Below are 16,398 nucleotides of genomic sequence, written 5' to 3'. Positions count from 1 at the left end.
GCTGTGACCGCCCGCTCATGATGAATTCACCCGCCGCCCCGTCGCCACACAGTCGGAGCACGCTCGTCATCCTGACGCTCAGTCTCGGCGCGCTGCTTTTTTCGCTGTGCTGGCTCGTGTCTTCGCTGATCGCCACGCATCGCATGACGGTCGCCGAAGGAACCGTGGTGAGTTACGACCAGGGCGGCCGGAACTGGCGTTCGTATCAACCCGTGATCGTCTTCACGACCGCACGCGGCGAGCGCGAACAGATCACGGGCCAGACGTCGTCGACGCAGCCGGCCTACAATATCGGCCAAACGTTGCGCGTGTTCTACGACCCTGCGAACCCCGCACTCTCGGCGATCATCGACGATTTTGGGCAGCGCTGGTTTCCTGTCGGTGTAGTGATGTTGCTCAGCGTGGTGTTTTCAGCGATTGGCGCGGTGATGTTCATAATCGAGCTCGGCAAGGTTAAACATGTCGCGCCTTCGTCGTACTCGCAGGCGAGGCGCAAACGCGGCCGACAGAATCTACTGATCTGCCTGATTCCGATTGTCATCGGTGCGGGATTTCTGCTGGGCGCTGCCGCTTCGGCAATGCGCGAACGGCAGATCATTGGAAGCTATACGCGCACGACTGGCAAAGTCGTCGAAGTGCAGGAAGCCGAGCGGCCTTATCAGCCGCGCTCACACATGTACTCGGCGATTGTCGCGTTCAAAACCGCGACGGGGAAAGAAGTCACCTTTGCGCAGGGGTCGTCGTCATCGCATAACGATCTCGGCAGCGGTGACGAGGTCAGGGTTCTCTACGACGCGAACACGCCCGATCGCGCGATGATCGACAGCTTCTGGGAGCACTGGGGACTGCCTGCCATCCTCGTTGTCATCGGCTTGCCGTTCTTCGCCGTTGGTGTGTTCTTTATCAGCACCGTCGACTTCAGCGGTGGGCGCCGCAGCAAACGGACCTAGCTTTGAACGTGATTCGACATTCGAGATTGATGGCAGGTGACTTATGACTTCGATCGCATGTGAAGGCGATAGCACGTCGCACGGCGGCAAGATCGTTTCCGCTTCGGCGACCATCGGCGTCGGCGACAGCGGACGGCGCGCCGCCCGGCTCGGTGACCTCGTCCATTGTCCGAAATGCGACGGCACGTTTCCGATTGTGACCTCGCAGAATCCGGCAATGACCGTGGAAGGCGTGCCGCTCGCTTTTCATGGCGACAAGACCTCGTGCGGTGCGGTGTTAATCGCCGAGCAATCCGAGACCACCGGCAATGTACCTGCGTCGATGCAGGGCACGACGGCCGGGGCGGCGGAGTCCACAGTCGCGCCGACCTTGTGTCGCGAGTGCCTCGCTCATGCCGCAGAAACGGGCGCTTCCACTGTCGTGCGCTCATGATCCCGACGAGTCTCGCGGAGCGGCTGGAGCTTTTGCGTGCGGAAGCGCCGGCACTGCGTGCGTATGCGCTGATCGATGGCCTGCAGTACGAACAGCATTTCGGCCGCAGCTTGCGGCGCCGCTGGGGCACTGTGCACACGCTTTTCGCCGGAACAGAAGACGAGCCATTGGCATCCGCTGGACCATGGCTTGTCGACATCGCGCAACCCGATGCCGACGTGGTGGCTTCACTCAATGAACTGGAAACAGCGCGGCCTGGTGTGATGTGGTTGTTCAGCACGCAGGATATCGAGTCGCTCGTGCGGACACTGCAGCGCAAGCTCAACAGCAAACTGCCGAATGGCAAGATTGCGTTGCTCCGGTTCTGGGATCCGCGTGTTTTCGTGCCGCTCTTCAATGCGCTCGACACCGAAGGACGTCGCGCTTATTTCGGCGATGTGGAGGAGTGGCACGGCCTCGCGGACGGCAAACGCTTTCACGTCTCTCACCATGCTTGAACTGACCGCAGAACAATGGGCCGCTTTGTGCGCGAGCGACGAACGCAATTTTGTCGCGACGATTCGTGACGATATCGTGCGCGACGCCCCGCGTTACGCCGACGATCCGACCTTGCTCGACCGGCTGGTGCGGGCGTATCGAGACGCGAAGCGCATGGGGTTTCAGCAGGACAAGAAGTTGGTGGAGTTTCTTTATATCGAGGCGGATGTCCCGGAGTTTTATCGCAAGCCGGGGATCGCGGCCTGGCTCGCCAAGCCGGGACGACCGGTCGAAGAGCGGTTTGAAGATCTGCTGGCGGTGACGCGGCGGAAGTTGATTGATCGGGATAGGGAGAAGCGGTGATGGCTGTGTTGGCAATTCCGCTCGTCGAAGGAGCGGGCGCGTTGCTCGCCGAAGCATTCCCCGCTTTGTTAGGCGGGACCGCCGCGGCGGGAATCCTGTCGCTATCCGGCGATCAGGCGCAGGATAAGAGCAAGACTCAACCGGTCGCGCGGACCATGCCGAAGACGGACGAAGCGTGCAAGAAGTGTCCACCGGATGCGGGTAACCTCGTGACGCGTAACTGGAATATGTCGGACACCTCGCGCACGTATCAGGCGCAGGTGACGGGCTTCGCGCCGAATACGGAGTGGAGTTTTAGCGGGCTCGACTTCGATGGGTTTCGTGCTTCGCTGTGTCAACTGGAAGAGGCTAAGGCAAATTATGATCAGTTTTTTGATCCGGAGACGGGTGAGCCGAAATTCTTTTTCAGAGTTTCCGGGGTCCGAAAAATAGTCGACCAGGCGTCTACCCAGAACGACATCGTGGTTGGCAATCCACCCACCCAGCTTCACTGGTATTTCATGCAGCGATTGAGTTACCGGTATTTCACGCGAGCTTTCACGCTCGCCGCTCCACTTATTCGAACTGAGCTGCGCCCGCTTCTGTGAACTGGAATTGACGACATCATGAATTACAGTCTGAACCTCGAATTGACTTTCCGTCTGTCTGCGCCCGAATTGCCGACGATCGAAACCGAGTATCACCGGCTGTGGCAATTTGCGAGCGCATTGCAAGTCGCGGGTTTTCCGATCGATGGCTGGTTTCCGCCAGCGGACAACGTGAAAGCGTCACTTCTCAACCGGGCTTTCGATTCCAGCGGACCGACGACAGCTGCCATAGCGATGGCAAAGGCCGAAAGGCAGGCGTATCCGCACGTACGCTCGTTTGGCGCGTGGAACGGGATCGAGGGCAATGGGGGCGCGGCTTTCACGGACCAACTCTCTGTGAATGGTTTGTGCGTCTTAAGCCTGCAGACTAAAGGTGTCATGTCTCTTGCAAAATGTGATGTCGTGGCAGATATCGTGACTGAAGCGACCCATATCTGGCCGGCGCTGAGTGTTGAAGTCGGATCGTTCCGATATTCATCGCAATACAGAGTTTTTGAAAAGCGCCCGGGCGCTGGATGGATGCTCTATTTGCCGCGCGTCCTCACCGCCGCGCAAATTCCGGAGGCACGTGATCTTATTCCTGTGATGGACGGCAAGCGACAGAGGGGCACCATCATCGTCAGTGTGATTGATGAGCCGTTCTCTGCGACGAACAAGGAACACGTGGCCGTCGCGAACGCTATCGAAAAGAGACTTGTCGATCAGGATCTGCTTCCGCTGTATCCGGAACTTTAAGCGAGACTATCGGCGAATTTGGGAAACCTCTGTCGAATGGGCTTTCATTTGAACATTGATGTCACCTATCGCGTAGCTTACCCGCAATTGCCGACCATCGAGTCGGAATACAACCGACTTTGGCAGTTTGCGAACGTCCTGACGCGAGCCGGCTTACCCGTCGACAAATGGTATCCAGCTGCGGATTCCGAAAAGGCGTCACGGTTAGACGCTGCTTTCGATGCCAAGGGACCGACCAGCGCGGCGATTACCATGGCGAAGAGTTCCGCTCTATCCAATGGCACTAGCGTCAGGTCGCTCGGGGTATGGAATGGCTTAGAGGGAGACGGTGGCGCTGCTTTTTCCGACTCCCAAGGCATTGATAGTGTGTGCTCGGTGACCTTCCAGGTGGAAGGCATTGTCGGATTTCAGCACGCAACACTGGTGACGGACGTTGTTTCGGAAGCGGCGCGCATCTGGTCCGCGTCGAGCGTTCAGGTCGGGCCATTCAAGTATTTTTCGCGGCAGCAGGTCTTCGAAAAACGGCCCGGCGCCGGTTGGATGCTTTATTTGCCGAGAGTTCTCACCGCGCAACAAGTGCCAGAGGCTCGCGCGTTGGTCCCCGTCATGGATTGTAAGCAGCGGATAGGCACCCTCATCGTCAGTGTTATCGGTGAACCTTTCTCTGCTTCGAATCCGGAACACGTAAAGGTCGCCAATGCTATTGAAGAGCGACTGGTCGATCAGGATTTGCTGCCTTTATTCACTGAACTCTAAGATCAAACACGAGTTTATCGACGGCATCTATCATTCGCAATGCGAAGGTCGGGAGTTCGATCCTCCCCTTCTCCACCATGAAACTCTCGCACCAAGCCACCCGTACAGTTGCCATGACAGTCGCCGTGGTTGCTGTGCCATACCGCAAAGCTGCTGGCGCTGGACTAAAAATATAGCTCCAATAATTGATGTCCTATATTTCGGCAGCGTCTTTTAAAACTTTAGTAAGGCGCTCAACGCAGCGTTCCGATGCGTGTCGAGGCGCGACGGGGCGTTACGTCAAATGGCCGTCACGATCGACAAATGATCCAGCCACGATACATCGTTAACCGTGCCTAGATCACTTATAGGTCATCCCATGAAAAGCTCGACGTTTCCCGGGCGACCGCCGCTGCCTAGGCAGGTGGCGTCCTCCGCCATCCTGAAGGCCGAAGATAGCGCCTTTACAACGAACTGGAAACCCACACGGCGGGTGTGGCGGTGCTCGTGACGTCGAACAACCGGCGTCCACAGGCCTTCGCAACCCGGCCACGGCGCTGGAGGTGATTCGCGAACTCGCCCGCCGACTGGCCGGTCTTCGCTCGAAGCCCGGCGGCGGGGCAAAGTTCGCTGTGGGCGGCCAAGCCAGCCTGACCGCGCCCAGGCACTGAAGGTCACGCATGCGAGTGCCGCCACCTACAACTGATGGTAGGGTGCGCAGGTGCGGGAGGTGATTGACGATCCGGGCGCGACAATCGCACATGAAGAAGTCATGAAACCCTCCTCCATAGTGATGGCCACACCCAAGTGCGAAAAGGGTTACAGGCCATTCACCAACCCTTCGAGCAATTCCAGCCAACCACGGCCGCCTCAAAACCGTCAAAACATGCGACGCGGACCTGACGCTAGGTTAGCTGAACTCGAATGTACGGAAATGATTAGATTTTCGCGCTTGTAATCAGACAGCACTGAACGTTAAATCCAATGATTTCCGTTTCCCTGCACCTTTCTTCTGCCTCATCGCGGTAGGCCAGTCACAGTAACTCTGTCCCACAGTCGCAAAACTGCGGCGCCAGTCGCACTTACTCTGGCGCCCTACGCACGTGACAAAAAATCAAACATCAATATTCCCCGCCCTCAAAGCATTAGACTCAATGAAAGCCCTACGCGGCTCCACGTCATCCCCCATAAGCGTAGTAAAGATTCCATCAGCCGCAATCGCATCCTCAATCTGCACTCTCAGCAAACGACGCACAGTCGGATCCATAGTCGTTTCCCAAAGCTGTCCAGGATTCATCTCCCCCAGTCCCTTATATCGCTGCTTGGAAACATTCCGCTCAGCATCGGCCAGCAACCACTTCATCGCAGACTTGAAGTCGTTAACAGCCATACTCCGCTCGCCACGCTTGATTACAGCACCCGCACCAATCAATCCTTTAAAGGTATTAGCGGTATTAACCAACTGTTGGTAGTCAGCCGTCAGCTGAAACTCTTCATCCAGCACCGAAACCTTCTGATTGCCATGATGCGTCCGTGCAACGCGCAGCGAGCGTAGCTCACGCACGGGGTCATACATCGTCGTGACGGTGACCTCCGGCTTCAAAGCATCATCCCGCAGCTTAGCCTCAAGCGCTTTAGCCGAAGCCTCAGCCGCATCTTCGCTAGAGAGATCAATAACAACCCCATCCATCACAGCCTCGAGCGCGCCAGCGTCATACAACCGGCTCAACCGATTAACCACCGCCTGCGCAAGCAAATAAGCCCGAGCCAATTCACCCAACGCATCGCCGGTAATCGCCGTCCCATTCTCAGAAGGCAACAATTCCGAGCCCTGCAACGCCAGCTTCAGAATGTGAGCATTGACCTCATTCTCGTCCTTCAAATACCGCTCGTCCTTACCCGCCTTGATCTTGTACAGCGGCGGCTGCGCGATATAGATATACCCGCGCTCGATCATCTCCGGCATTTGCCGATAGAAGAACGTCAGCAGTAGCGTCCGAATGTGAGCACCGTCCACGTCAGCATCGGTCATGATGATGATGCGGTGATAACGCAGCTTGTCGAGGTTGTAATCTTCCTTGCCAATACCGCAACCCAACGCGGTAATCAGCGTCACGATCTGTTCCGAAGAAAGCAGCTTGTCATAGCGTGCCTTCTCCACATTCAGCACCTTGCCGCGCAGCGGCAAGATCGCCTGAAACTTCCGATCGCGCCCCTGCTTTGCCGACCCGCCTGCCGAATCACCCTCGACGATGTAAATCTCCGACTTCGCCGGATCCTTCTCCTGGCAATCCGCCAGCTTCCCAGGCAGACCAACGCCATCGAGCACGCCCTTACGCCGCGTCATCTCGCGCGCCTTGCGAGCCGCATCACGCGCGCGCGCTGCATCGACGATCTTGCTGCAAATGATCTTCGCGTCGTTCGGCGTTTCCAGCAGGAATTCTTCGAGCGCCTTCGCGACCACATCCTCCACCGGCGCGCGCACTTCCGACGACACCAGCTTGTCCTTCGTCTGCGCGCTGAACTTCGGCTCCGGCACCTTCACCGACAGCACGCACGAAAGCCCTTCGCGCATGTCGTCGCCGGACGTCTCGACTTTTGCCTTCTTCGCGACTTCGTGATCGGCAATGTACTTGTTCAACACACGCGTCATTGCCGCACGCAAGCCGGTCAAGTGCGTGCCGCCGTCGCGCTGCGGAATGTTGTTCGTGAAGCACAGCACGTTTTCGTTGTAGCTGTCGTTCCACTGCATCGCCACTTCCACACCCACGCCATCTTTCTCGCCGTTGACGTGGAAAATGGTCGGGTGCAGCACGCTCTTGGTCTTGTTGATGTACTCGACAAAACCCTTTACCCCGCCGACAAACGCGAAATCGTCTTCCTTGCCCGAGCGCTGATCTGTCAGGCGAATCCGCACGCCGTTATTCAGGAACGACAGTTCGCGAATCCGCTTGGCCAGAATGTCGTAGTGATATTCGACATTGCCGAAGATCGTCTCGTCAGCCATGAAATGCACTTCGGTGCCGCGATTTTCGGTCTCGCCCACAACTTGAATCGGCGAAACTGCCACGCCGCCGATCTCTTCGATCACGCGGTTCTGCGGCACGCCACGGTGGAATTCCATGAAGTGCTTCTTGCCGTCGCGGCGAACCGTGAGGCGCAGCCATGCCGACAGCGCGTTCACGCAAGACACGCCCACGCCGTGCAGGCCGCCCGATACCTTGTAGCTGTTCTGGTCGAACTTGCCGCCGGCATGCAGCTCGGTCATCACGATTTCGGCGGCGCTGCGCTTCGGCTCGTGCTTGTCGTCCATCTTCAGACCGGTCGGCACGCCGCGGCCGTTGTCGGTGATCGAGATGGAGTTGTCGGCGTGAATGATCACCTGGATGTCGTTGCAGTACCCGGCCAACGCTTCGTCGATCGAGTTGTCGAGCACTTCGAACACGAGGTGGTGCAAACCGGTGCCATCCGATGTATCCCCGATGTACATCCCCGGCCGCTTGCGCACCGCCTCCAGACCTTCGAGGATCTGAATGGACGAGGCGCCGTAGCTGTTGTCGGGTTGCGTATTGTTCGTTTCAGTCATGGATTTTTTCCGGTTCTGCATTACTGCTGGGTTGCTGCTCGGGACTTTTCAAAATGCCATAAAAACGCCAAAGGGGCGCTGCGCCCCTTGGTGTGTTCCTGGTTTTTGGACGCGTTAGATGCGCATCGGCATCACGACGTATTTGAATTCGTCGTTCTCGGGAATCGTGATCAACGCGCTGGAGCTGGCGTCGCCAAGGCTCACTTGCAACATGTCGACCTTCAGGTTCGCGAGCACGTCGAGCAGATACGTGACGTTGAACCCGATATCGACGCTGTCGCCGTCGTACGCGATTTCCAGTTCTTCTTGCGCCTCTTCCTGATCGGCGTTGGTCGACATGATCTTCAACTGGCCCGGCTCGATGATGCAGCGCACGCCCTTGAATTTGTCGGATGTCAGAATCGCGGCGCGTTGCAGCGAACGCTGCAGTTCTTCACGGCCGATCACGAACTGATTCTTATGCGACTTCGGAATCACGCGCTGGAAGTCGGGGAATTTTCCTTCCACCAGCTTCGACACCAGTTCGACCTGACCGAACGTGAACTTGACCTGCGTTTGCGCGATGTCAATCTTCAGCGTGTCGTCAATGTCTTCCAGCAGGCGCTGCAATTCCAGAATCGTCTTACGCGGAATGATCACTTCCTGGCGCGCGAACGAGCCCTCGATCTTCATCGACGAAAACGCGAGGCGGTGGCCGTCCGTTGCGACCGCCATCAACTGGTCGCCGTCCACTACCAGCAGCATGCCGTTCAGGTAGTAGCGGATGTCCTGCTGGGCCATCGAAAAATGGACCATGCCAAGCAACTGGCGGAACGTCTTTTGCGGAACCACCAGGCTCGCGCCGTAGTCTTTAGCTTGCGCGACCGTCGGGAACTCGTCCGCGGCGAGCGTTTGCAGTGCGAAGCGGCTCTTGCCGGATTGCACTGTCAAGCGCTTGTCATTCAGCGTGAGCGTGACCTGGCCGTCGGGCATGGCGCGCAGGATATCGAGGAGCTTTCTCGCTGCCACCGTGGTCGCCACCGAATCGCCGCCCACGCCGAAATCGGCGCGCGTGGTGATCTGCAACTCGAGGTCGGTCGACAGGAACGACACGTCCGGGCCGTTCTTGGTAATCAGCAAATTGGCGAGGATCGGCAACGTATGGCGGCGTTCGACGATGCCGCTCACGGTTTGCAGCGGCCTGAGGAGGTTATCGCGTTCGGTCTTGACCAGTTGCATAGAGTTCCTTCGTTGATATAACGGCCTGTGCGCCTTTCAGCCTTTGCGGCCTTTCCAGCACGCAGCCGTGGCTCCCCGCCGGCGCCACGCAGCGCCCGTCACGGCGTGAAATCCGCCCGCGGCCGCGCCGGGCGGTTAAACCTGTATTGTGCCTGAAAACGGAACCGCCTCACTAAAATGGGGGCGAGTCTGGAAATAAACAGGTCGATTTTTCCGCCGCTTCCCTGTTCCGGCCGCTCAACCCTTCAGCGTCTGCTCCAGCACGTGCAATTCGTGGTTCAGCTGCGCGTCCTTGCTGCGTTCGTCGGCGATTTTTCGCACTGCGTGCAGCACCGTGGTGTGGTCGCGGCCGCCGAATAGCTCGCCGATTTCCGGCAGACTTTTCTGCGTGAGTTCCTTCGCGAGATACATCGCGATCTGCCGCGGCCGCGCAATGTTCGCCGGACGTTTCTTCGAATACATGTCCGCGACCTTGATGCTGTAAAAGTCAGCCACGGTCTTCTGAATGTTCTCCACGGAGATCTGCCGGTTCTGCACCGTCAGCAGATCTTTCAGCGCTTCTTTCGTCAGTTCAATCGTGATCTCGCGTCCATGGAACTTGGAATACGCAAGAATCTTGCGCAGCGCGCCTTCAAGTTCACGCACGTTCGAGCGCAAGTGCTTGGCGACGAAGAATGCGACGTCTTCACTCAGACTCACGAATTCCGACTGGGCCTTGCGCATCAGAATGGCGACACGCATCTCGAGTTCGGGCGGCTCGATCGCCACCGTCAGGCCGGAGTCGAAGCGCGAGATCAGACGATCGTCGATACCCGAAATCTCCTTCGGATACGTGTCGCTGGTAATGATCACCTGCGCCTTGTTCGCGACCAGCGCCTCGAACGCGTAGAAGAACTCTTCCTGCGTGCGGGACTTGCCGGAAAAGAACTGAATATCGTCGATCAGCAGTAGATCAAGCGAGTGGTAGTAGCGCTTGAAGTCGTCGAATGCCTTGCGCTGGTACGCCTTCACCACGTCGGACACGTACTGTTCCGCGTGGATGTAGCGAATCCGCGCGCGGGCCTTGTCCATCAAAAGCTGGTTGCCGATTGCGTGGATCAGGTGAGTCTTGCCGAGACCTACGCCGCCATACAGGAACAGCGGGTTGTAGGAAATGCCGGGGTTGTCCGCGACCTGGATCGCCGCGGCGCGCGCCAACTGGTTGGCCTTACCGGTCACGAAATTGTCGAACGTCAAGACCGGGTTCAGCTTGGAGCGCTCGTACATCGAGTCGTTGTCGCCGTTGCCGTTCGAGCTGGCGCTCTGGCCCGGCCGCCACGTGCGGCGCGCCGCCGCTGCTTCGTTCGCGTCGAGGCTGGGCAGATCGAGGTCGGCGGCATCTTCAGCCGCGGCGCGGGCGTTTGCGTTGTGCTCAGCTGCCGCGCGGGCGTTCGCGTTGAGGTTTGCCATCGCGCTGTTGGCGCTGTTGGCGCCGTTCGCGCGCGCGGCCTGCGCCGCTTGCACCGCGCCAACGGCCGCGTCCACGGCAGCGCCATTGCCCGCGCTACCGCCCATCGAATGAGGCGCGGAAGCGGGACGCGCCGGAGCCGGCGCGGCTGCGGCGGGAGCGCGCATGCCGGCTTTCGGGTCCAGGACGAATTGCACGTCGACCGGGGTCTGCCAGAAATCGCGGGCCATATCCGCGATGCGGCCGGAGAACTGGCTCTTGACCCAGTCGAGCTTGAAGCGGTTGGGCGCAGCAATGCTGAGCGTGTTCGCAGCGGCGTCGAAGGCGACCGGGGCCAACGGTTTGATCCACGTCACGTATTGCTGGGGCGTGAGCTCACGCTCCAGCAATGCGGAACAGTGTTGCCAGAATTCGTTCATCGAGTTGCTGTCGTTATGGTGTGCACGGGCTCGCCGCTGCCCCCGTCGCGCGCACGCAACAAGGCCCGGAGCAGCCAGGCGTAACAGCCCCAGGCGCCTGTGCCACAAGGGTTTGCGGGGCAAGCGAGCCGGAGCGGCGTGCATCATTTTTGGGAAGTAAGGCGAGATTCTAACGCCAAATCGGAGGCGCAAGGGGAGTTATCCACAGGGACCGATCATCTCGCGAGACGGACGGCGACCACGAACGGCACCGGCTAAACTATTGACGGTCAACGGAAAACCGGTTTAAATAGCGGGTTCCGCGAAAACCAATTCAGCAAACCTCCGGCCATTGCGCTTTCAGCGATGATCGCGCGGTTATTTTTCGATCAAGTGAGAGCAACATGAAACGTACTTACCAACCTTCCGTTACCCGTCGCAAGCGCACCCACGGCTTTCGCGTTCGCATGAAGACCGCTGGTGGCCGCAAGGTCATCAACGCACGTCGCGCGAAGGGCCGCAAGCGCCTCGCCATCTAAGGCAGGCAAGCGGATTGCGCGTTCTGTCCGTGCCAGGCCTATCTGTGCCAGCAGGCGACAGCCGTGGTGAAGCGGGACCGGCAGAGGCGCCGCAGCAGGGCTCGATACCGTTGCGAGCGCAAGCCGCCTTCCCGAAAGCCGCAAGGCTACTGAAAACGGATGAATTTTCATCCGTTTTTCGTTTGCGCCCGTGGCGCCGCACCGCACACTTCGTGGTGTACGGCCGGCCTACCGGCAATGACGCGCGCCTCGGCCTCGTCATCGGCAAGAAGTATGCGCCGCGCGCGGCCACGCGTAATCTGGTACGTCGAATCGCGCGTGAAGCCTTCCGGCTGCGTCGTGCGGAATTCGGCGGTTGGGATGTGCTGCTGCGTTTGCACAAGCGTTTCGACAAAAAGGCTTTGCCGAGCGCTTCGTCGCCGCCGTTGAAGGCGCTGTGCCGCAGTGAAATCGAGGCGCTGCTCGACAAGGCAGCGCGCGAAATTGCCCGTCGTCAGGCGCCGCCTGCGGAAGCGCCCGCGACGGAATGACGCTCAAGTGACCGCCCGCTTTTTCGTTCGGGCCGCCGTAGCTTCGGCAGCCTTGGCCCGCGGGCGTCGTCCGGTACTCTACGTTGCGCGGCGCCGTCCGGCCGCATCAGCCATGCAAACGGTACTCATCGCTTTATTGCGTTTTTACAAGCTTGCCGTGAGCCCAATGCTCGGCAGCCGGTGCCGTTTTTTCCCTTCCTGCTCTGATTACGCGCGCGAAGCAATCCAGTATCATGGCGCCGCGCGCGGGACTTATCTCGCGGCCAGGCGTATTTGCCGCTGCCACCCGTTTTCCGCGGGCGGCATCGATCTCGTCCCGCCTCCCACTTCTGAAAAGCGCTGACGCGCCGTTCCATCGACACTGAGACAACGCATGGATATCAAACGCACCGTCCTATGGGTCATTTTCTTCATGTCAGCGGTCATGCTGTTCGACAACTGGCAACGCGACCACGGACGCCCGTCGATGTTCTTCCCGAGCGCCACACCGACCAAGACCGTCGGCAGCGCGGCACCGGGAACCACGACGCCGGGAACCCAGCCCGCCGATTTGCCGGCCACCAACGCAGCGGCGCCGGCCAACACGCCGGCGGCCACGCAATCGCAACTCGTCAAGTTCAGCACCGACGTCTATAACGGCGAAATCGACACCCGCGGCGGCACACTGTCGAAGCTGTCGCTCGTCAAGCAAGGCGACGGCAAGCAGCCGGATCTTATGATCACGCTGTTCGACCGCACCGCCAATCACACGTATCTGGCGCGCACGGGTCTGCTCGGCGGCGATTTCCCGAATCACAACGACATCTACACGCCGGTGCCGAACCAGCCGCACGATCTGACGGGCGACGCCAAGTCGTTCCAGCTCAGCTTCGAGTCGCCGGTCAAGGGTGGCGTGAAGGTCATCAAGACCTATACGTTCACGCGCGGCAGCTATGTGATCGGCGTCGATACGAAGATCCAGAACGTCGGCACCACGCCGGTGAGCCCGTCGGTTTATATGGAACTGGTGCGTGACGACCAGCCGGTGGAAACGCCGCGCTTCTCGCACACGTTCATCGGGCCGGCTGTCTACACCGAGCAGCACCACTTCCAGAAAATCGACTTCAGCGACATCGACAAGAACAAGGCGAGCTTCGCGGACTCGGCCGACAACGGCTGGATCGCAATGGTGCAGCACTACTTCGCGTCGGCATGGCTTCCGCAGCAAGGCGCGAAGCGCAAGATCTACGTCGAGAAAATCGATCCGAAGCTGTATCGCGTCGGCGTGCAGCAACCGGTCGGCGCCATTGCGCCGGGCCAAACGGTCGACGTGTCATCGCGTCTGTTCGCCGGTCCCGAAGAAGAGCGCATGCTCGAAGGCATCGCGCCGGGTCTGGAGCTGGTGAAGGACTACGGCTATGTGACGATCATCGCCAAGCCGCTCTTCTGGCTGCTGGAGAAGATCCACGGCTATGTCGGCAACTGGGGCTGGGCGATCGTGCTGCTCACGCTGCTGATCAAGGCGGTGTTCTTCCCGCTGTCGGCCGCGAGCTACAAGTCGATGGCGCGCATGAAGGCGATCACGCCGCGCATGCAGGCGTTGCGCGAACGCTTCAAGGGCGATCCGCAGAAAATGAACGCCGCGCTGATGGAGTTGTACAAAACCGAGAAGGTGAATCCGTTCGGCGGCTGTCTGCCGGTCGTGATCCAGATTCCAGTGTTCATCTCGCTGTACTGGGTGCTGCTGTCGTCGGTCGAAATGCGCGGCGCGCCGTGGATTCTGTGGATTCACGATCTGTCGCAACAGGACCCGTTCTTCATCCTGCCGGTGCTGATGGCTGTTTCGATGTTCCTGCAGACGAAGCTCAACCCGACGCCGCCGGACCCGGTTCAAGCCAAGATGATGATGTTCATGCCGATCGCGTTCTCGGTCATGTTCTTCTTCTTCCCCGCCGGTCTCGTGCTGTACTACGTGGTGAACAACGTGCTGTCGATCGCGCAGCAGTACTACATCACGCGCATGATGGGTCAGTCGAAGGCGAAGCCGGCCTGATGTCGGGCTGATGCTGGTCTGAAAAGGCGTGCGAGCCTTTGCGCCGCACGCAGCTCCAGCGCTTGTTGCGCGTGGCAAACCCAGCCGTAAAACGAAGCCGCCCGGTTCAAACGAACCGGGCGGCTTTTTTTGTGACCGTTGCGCGCCGGGACGGCACGTCCATTACTCTTCTTCGGCATCCTCACCGTAGAAGCGCACAATCATTTCTTCGACGAGAAAGCGGTCCTTCGGCGTTAACGACTCGATCTTCGAAGCGAGTTCAATCGTCTCCTGCGACGGCGGATATTTCTCACCCCGCGCCATGGGTCTGGCGCTGGCACCGGGCGAGGGTCCATAGTGGAGCCAGTGCTCCTTGACGTTCAACCATTCGGCTAACGTGCGCAACTTGTCGGGCTTGGGAATCGTCGTACCCGTGAGCCACTTGTGCGCGGTTTGCGGCGTGACCGGACGGTCGCCGCGATAGCGAAGATTGAACTGCTCGGCAAGCTTGGTCCCGCCGCGAATCTTCAGCGGCTCCAGTGTGTCCTTCAGCCTTTTGGCGAAGGCGGCTTTTTCTTTGGGGGTCGGCATGGGCCAGATTGTGCAATTCAGCGTCCTCCCAATTGACAACTGGCCAAGCTCGTGTTTAGCGTATTTGAGATAAATTTAGCCTGAACTCCGCGGTGACGCGGCGATTCAGCGGGATGTCAATTTTTGTGACTTTTCTATGCCCGGCACGCGTTTTCAAGAACCCATGCGTCTTGTCGAGTCTCGGTTTGTCTTAGCGACGCAGTAACAATCCTCGCTTGATTAAGATCAATCTTGTTTGGGATGCGAAAACGTGTGCAACGATCGCGACGGGCGTCATCGGCCGGCCCGCACATGACCCCGCGTTACAATGCCCGCGCCGCGCACACGTCAGCGCCGCCCTGCCCTTCTCTTCCGTTTTTTGCCGCCTCTCTCATGCTGACCACCGATTCCGATCCGATCGTCGCTATTGCCACCGCGCCCGGCCGAGGAGGCATCGGGGTCGTGCGGATTTCGTTTGGACGCGCGGGCGAAGCCGCGGCGCAACCGTTGATGCAGACGCTCACCGGCCAGGCGCTCCTCGCCCCTCGTCATGCGAGCTACGTGCCATTTCTCGACGATAGCGGTAACGCGCTCGATCGCGGCATCACGCTGTACTTTCCTGCGCCGCATTCGTACACCGGCGAACATGTGCTCGAACTGCAAGGCCACGGCGGTCCGGTTGTCCTCCAACTCGTGCTGCAACGTTGCATCGACGCGGGCCGCCCATTTGGCTTGCGACTGGCCGAACCGGGCGAATTCACGCGCCGCGCGTTTCTCAACGACAAGCTGGATCTCGCGCAAGCCGAAGCGGTCGCCGATCTGATCGAGGCGAGCACCGAAGCCGCCGCGCGCTCGGCGAGCCGTTCGCTCGACGGCGCGTTTTCGCGCGACATCCACGCTTTGGTCGAAGACGTCATCACGCTGCGCATGCTGGTTGAAGCGACGCTCGATTTCCCCGAAGAAGAGATCGACTTTCTCGAAGCCGCCGACGCCCTCGGCAAGCTCGCGCGGATTCTGGAGCGCCTCGCGCATGTGCTGAGCGAAGCGCGGCAAGGCGCGCTGTTGCGCGAGGGTCTGTCGGTCGTGCTGGCGGGACAGCCGAACGTCGGCAAATCGTCGCTGCTGAATGCGCTCGCGGGCGCGGAACTCGCCATCGTCACACCGATTGCCGGCACGACACGCGACAAGGTCGCGCAAACCATCCAGATCGAAGGCATTCCGCTGCACGTGATCGACACGGCCGGTTTGCGCGATACCGAGGACGAAGTCGAAAAGATCGGCATTGCGCGCACGTGGAACGAGATCGAACGCGCGGACGTGGTGCTGCATCTGCTGGATGCGCGCACCGGCATGACGGCTCAAGACGAAATTATCGCGAGGCGCTTTCCGGCCGGCGTGCCGGTCGTGCGGGTGCTGAACAAGACGGACCTGGTCGGCCTCGCGCCGGAGACCAAAGCACTCGACGCAGACCTCGATCTCAGTGAAGTGCGGCTCTCGGCGAAACAGGGCGACGGCGTAAGCCTGTTGCGCGACGAGTTGCTGCGCATCGCCGGCTGGCAAGCGGGTGCGGAGAGCGTCTATCTCGCACGCGAGCGTCATCTGATAGCGCTGCGCGCGGCGCAGGAGCATCTCGCGACGGCCGCCGCGCATGCCGATCAGAATTCGCAGGCACTGGATCTTTTCGCCGAAGAACTGCGGCTCGCACAGGATCAACTCAACTCGATCACCGGCGAATTCAGTTCGGACGACCTGCTGGGAGTGATTTTTAGCAGGTTCTGCATCGGCAAGTAGAGGAACGCCCGAGGGATGCGCCAAATCG

16 protein-coding genes are annotated in these 16,398 nt (G+C 59.6%); 12 read left to right on the top strand and 4 right to left on the bottom strand.

Annotation, left to right across the window (positions count from 1 at the left end; genetic code table 11):
* Positions 1-17 precede the first annotated feature (17 nt).
* Genes C0Z16_RS23005 through C0Z16_RS22975 form a run of 7 tightly spaced genes read left to right on the top strand, consistent with a single transcriptional unit; the run spans position 18 to position 4,301 of the window.
* Entirely contained in the window at positions 18-950 is a 933-nt protein-coding gene (locus C0Z16_RS23005; protein WP_102634378.1) for a DUF3592 domain-containing protein, read from the top strand.
* Positions 951-993: 43 nt separating this feature from the next.
* Complete coding sequence (locus C0Z16_RS23000; protein WP_102634377.1) at positions 994-1,383, top strand: PAAR domain-containing protein; 390 nt, start codon at positions 994-996, stop codon at positions 1,381-1,383.
* Positions 1,380-1,880, top strand: coding sequence for a DUF4123 domain-containing protein (locus C0Z16_RS22995; protein ID WP_158244514.1), 501 nt, complete (start codon positions 1,380-1,382; stop codon positions 1,878-1,880). The genes C0Z16_RS23000 and C0Z16_RS22995 overlap by 4 nt, the downstream gene beginning before the upstream one ends.
* A complete protein-coding gene (locus C0Z16_RS22990) occupies positions 1,873-2,223 on the top strand; it encodes a hypothetical protein (RefSeq protein ID WP_102634376.1) in 351 nt (116 codons plus the stop codon). The genes C0Z16_RS22995 and C0Z16_RS22990 overlap by 8 nt, the downstream gene beginning before the upstream one ends.
* A gap of 8 nt (positions 2,224-2,231) precedes the next feature.
* Positions 2,232-2,810 carry a restriction endonuclease fold toxin 5 domain-containing protein gene (locus tag C0Z16_RS22985; RefSeq protein WP_455430267.1) on the top strand — a complete coding sequence of 193 codons (579 nt, stop codon included), beginning with the start codon at positions 2,232-2,234 and terminating at the stop codon, positions 2,808-2,810.
* 18 nt (positions 2,811-2,828) lie between these two features.
* Positions 2,829-3,545 carry an Imm52 family immunity protein gene (locus C0Z16_RS22980; RefSeq protein WP_102634374.1) on the top strand — a complete coding sequence of 239 codons (717 nt, stop codon included), beginning with the start codon at positions 2,829-2,831 and terminating at the stop codon, positions 3,543-3,545.
* Between the two features lie 36 nt (positions 3,546-3,581).
* Positions 3,582-4,301 carry an immunity 52 family protein gene (locus tag C0Z16_RS22975; RefSeq protein ID WP_102634373.1) on the top strand — a complete coding sequence of 240 codons (720 nt, stop codon included), beginning with the start codon at positions 3,582-3,584 and terminating at the stop codon, positions 4,299-4,301.
* 1,093 nt (positions 4,302-5,394) lie between these two features.
* Here C0Z16_RS22975 and gyrB read toward each other — a convergent pair.
* The 3 genes from gyrB to dnaA form a co-directional block, all read right to left on the bottom strand.
* Positions 5,395-7,866, bottom strand: a complete 2,472-nt coding sequence (gyrB, locus tag C0Z16_RS22965; protein ID WP_102634372.1) for a DNA topoisomerase (ATP-hydrolyzing) subunit B — start codon at positions 7,864-7,866, stop codon at positions 5,395-5,397.
* A 114-nt stretch (positions 7,867-7,980) separates the two neighbouring features.
* The gene (gene dnaN, locus C0Z16_RS22960) at positions 7,981-9,084 is read right to left on the bottom strand and encodes a DNA polymerase III subunit beta (RefSeq protein ID WP_102634371.1); all 1,104 of its coding nucleotides are present in this window, start codon (positions 9,082-9,084) and stop codon (positions 7,981-7,983) included.
* Between the two features lie 237 nt (positions 9,085-9,321).
* Positions 9,322-10,950, bottom strand: a complete 1,629-nt coding sequence (gene dnaA / locus C0Z16_RS22955; RefSeq protein WP_102634370.1) for a chromosomal replication initiator protein DnaA — start codon at positions 10,948-10,950, stop codon at positions 9,322-9,324.
* Between the two features lie 383 nt (positions 10,951-11,333).
* Between dnaA and rpmH the strand changes: the two genes are divergently transcribed.
* The 4 genes from rpmH (at position 11,334) to yidC (ending at position 14,030) form a co-directional block, all read left to right on the top strand.
* A complete protein-coding gene (gene rpmH / locus C0Z16_RS22950; protein WP_004198824.1) occupies positions 11,334-11,468 on the top strand; it encodes a 50S ribosomal protein L34 in 135 nt (44 codons plus the stop codon).
* A gap of 14 nt (positions 11,469-11,482) precedes the next feature.
* A complete protein-coding gene (locus tag C0Z16_RS22945; protein ID WP_407070695.1) occupies positions 11,483-11,998 on the top strand; it encodes a ribonuclease P protein component in 516 nt (171 codons plus the stop codon).
* Positions 11,999-12,110: 112 nt separating this feature from the next.
* Positions 12,111-12,341, top strand: coding sequence for a membrane protein insertion efficiency factor YidD (gene yidD / locus C0Z16_RS22940; protein ID WP_102634369.1), 231 nt, complete (start codon positions 12,111-12,113; stop codon positions 12,339-12,341).
* A gap of 30 nt (positions 12,342-12,371) precedes the next feature.
* Positions 12,372-14,030, top strand: coding sequence for a membrane protein insertase YidC (gene yidC / locus C0Z16_RS22935; RefSeq protein WP_102634368.1), 1,659 nt, complete (start codon positions 12,372-12,374; stop codon positions 14,028-14,030).
* A gap of 162 nt (positions 14,031-14,192) precedes the next feature.
* Here yidC and C0Z16_RS22930 read toward each other — a convergent pair whose 3' ends face one another.
* Positions 14,193-14,600, bottom strand: a complete 408-nt coding sequence (locus C0Z16_RS22930) for a transcriptional regulator (protein ID WP_102634367.1) — start codon at positions 14,598-14,600, stop codon at positions 14,193-14,195.
* 372 nt (positions 14,601-14,972) lie between these two features.
* Between C0Z16_RS22930 and mnmE the strand changes: the two genes are divergently transcribed.
* Positions 14,973-16,370, top strand: a complete 1,398-nt coding sequence (mnmE, locus tag C0Z16_RS22925) for a tRNA uridine-5-carboxymethylaminomethyl(34) synthesis GTPase MnmE (RefSeq protein ID WP_102634366.1) — start codon at positions 14,973-14,975, stop codon at positions 16,368-16,370.
* Positions 16,371-16,398: the final 28 nt, after the last annotated feature.

The sequence above is a fragment of the Paraburkholderia rhynchosiae genome (assembly GCF_002879865.1).
GTDB classification, from domain to species: Bacteria; Pseudomonadota; Gammaproteobacteria; order Burkholderiales; family Burkholderiaceae; genus Paraburkholderia; species Paraburkholderia rhynchosiae.
The sequence above is the reverse complement of the archived record's forward strand: the minus strand, read 5'-3'. Positions and strand labels throughout refer to the sequence as shown.

Coding starts and splice junctions, on each gene's coding strand:
- C0Z16_RS22980 (WP_102634374.1), top strand. CDS start 2,829: ATGAATTACAGTCTGAACCTCGAATTGACTTTCCGTCTGTCTGCGCCC.
- mnmE (WP_102634366.1), top strand. CDS start 14,973: ATGCTGACCACCGATTCCGATCCGATCGTCGCTATTGCCACCGCGCCC.
- rpmH (WP_004198824.1), top strand. CDS start 11,334: ATGAAACGTACTTACCAACCTTCCGTTACCCGTCGCAAGCGCACCCAC.
- dnaN (WP_102634371.1), bottom strand. CDS start 9,084: ATGCAACTGGTCAAGACCGAACGCGATAACCTCCTCAGGCCGCTGCAA.
- C0Z16_RS22930 (WP_102634367.1), bottom strand. CDS start 14,600: ATGCCGACCCCCAAAGAAAAAGCCGCCTTCGCCAAAAGGCTGAAGGAC.
- yidD (WP_102634369.1), top strand. CDS start 12,111: ATGCAAACGGTACTCATCGCTTTATTGCGTTTTTACAAGCTTGCCGTG.
- dnaA (WP_102634370.1), bottom strand. CDS start 10,950: ATGAACGAATTCTGGCAACACTGTTCCGCATTGCTGGAGCGTGAGCTC.
- C0Z16_RS22995 (WP_158244514.1), top strand. CDS start 1,380: ATGATCCCGACGAGTCTCGCGGAGCGGCTGGAGCTTTTGCGTGCGGAA.
- C0Z16_RS22990 (WP_102634376.1), top strand. CDS start 1,873: ATGCTTGAACTGACCGCAGAACAATGGGCCGCTTTGTGCGCGAGCGAC.
- C0Z16_RS23005 (WP_102634378.1), top strand. CDS start 18: ATGATGAATTCACCCGCCGCCCCGTCGCCACACAGTCGGAGCACGCTC.
- C0Z16_RS22975 (WP_102634373.1), top strand. CDS start 3,582: ATGGGCTTTCATTTGAACATTGATGTCACCTATCGCGTAGCTTACCCG.
- gyrB (WP_102634372.1), bottom strand. CDS start 7,866: ATGACTGAAACGAACAATACGCAACCCGACAACAGCTACGGCGCCTCG.
- C0Z16_RS23000 (WP_102634377.1), top strand. CDS start 994: ATGACTTCGATCGCATGTGAAGGCGATAGCACGTCGCACGGCGGCAAG.
- yidC (WP_102634368.1), top strand. CDS start 12,372: ATGGATATCAAACGCACCGTCCTATGGGTCATTTTCTTCATGTCAGCG.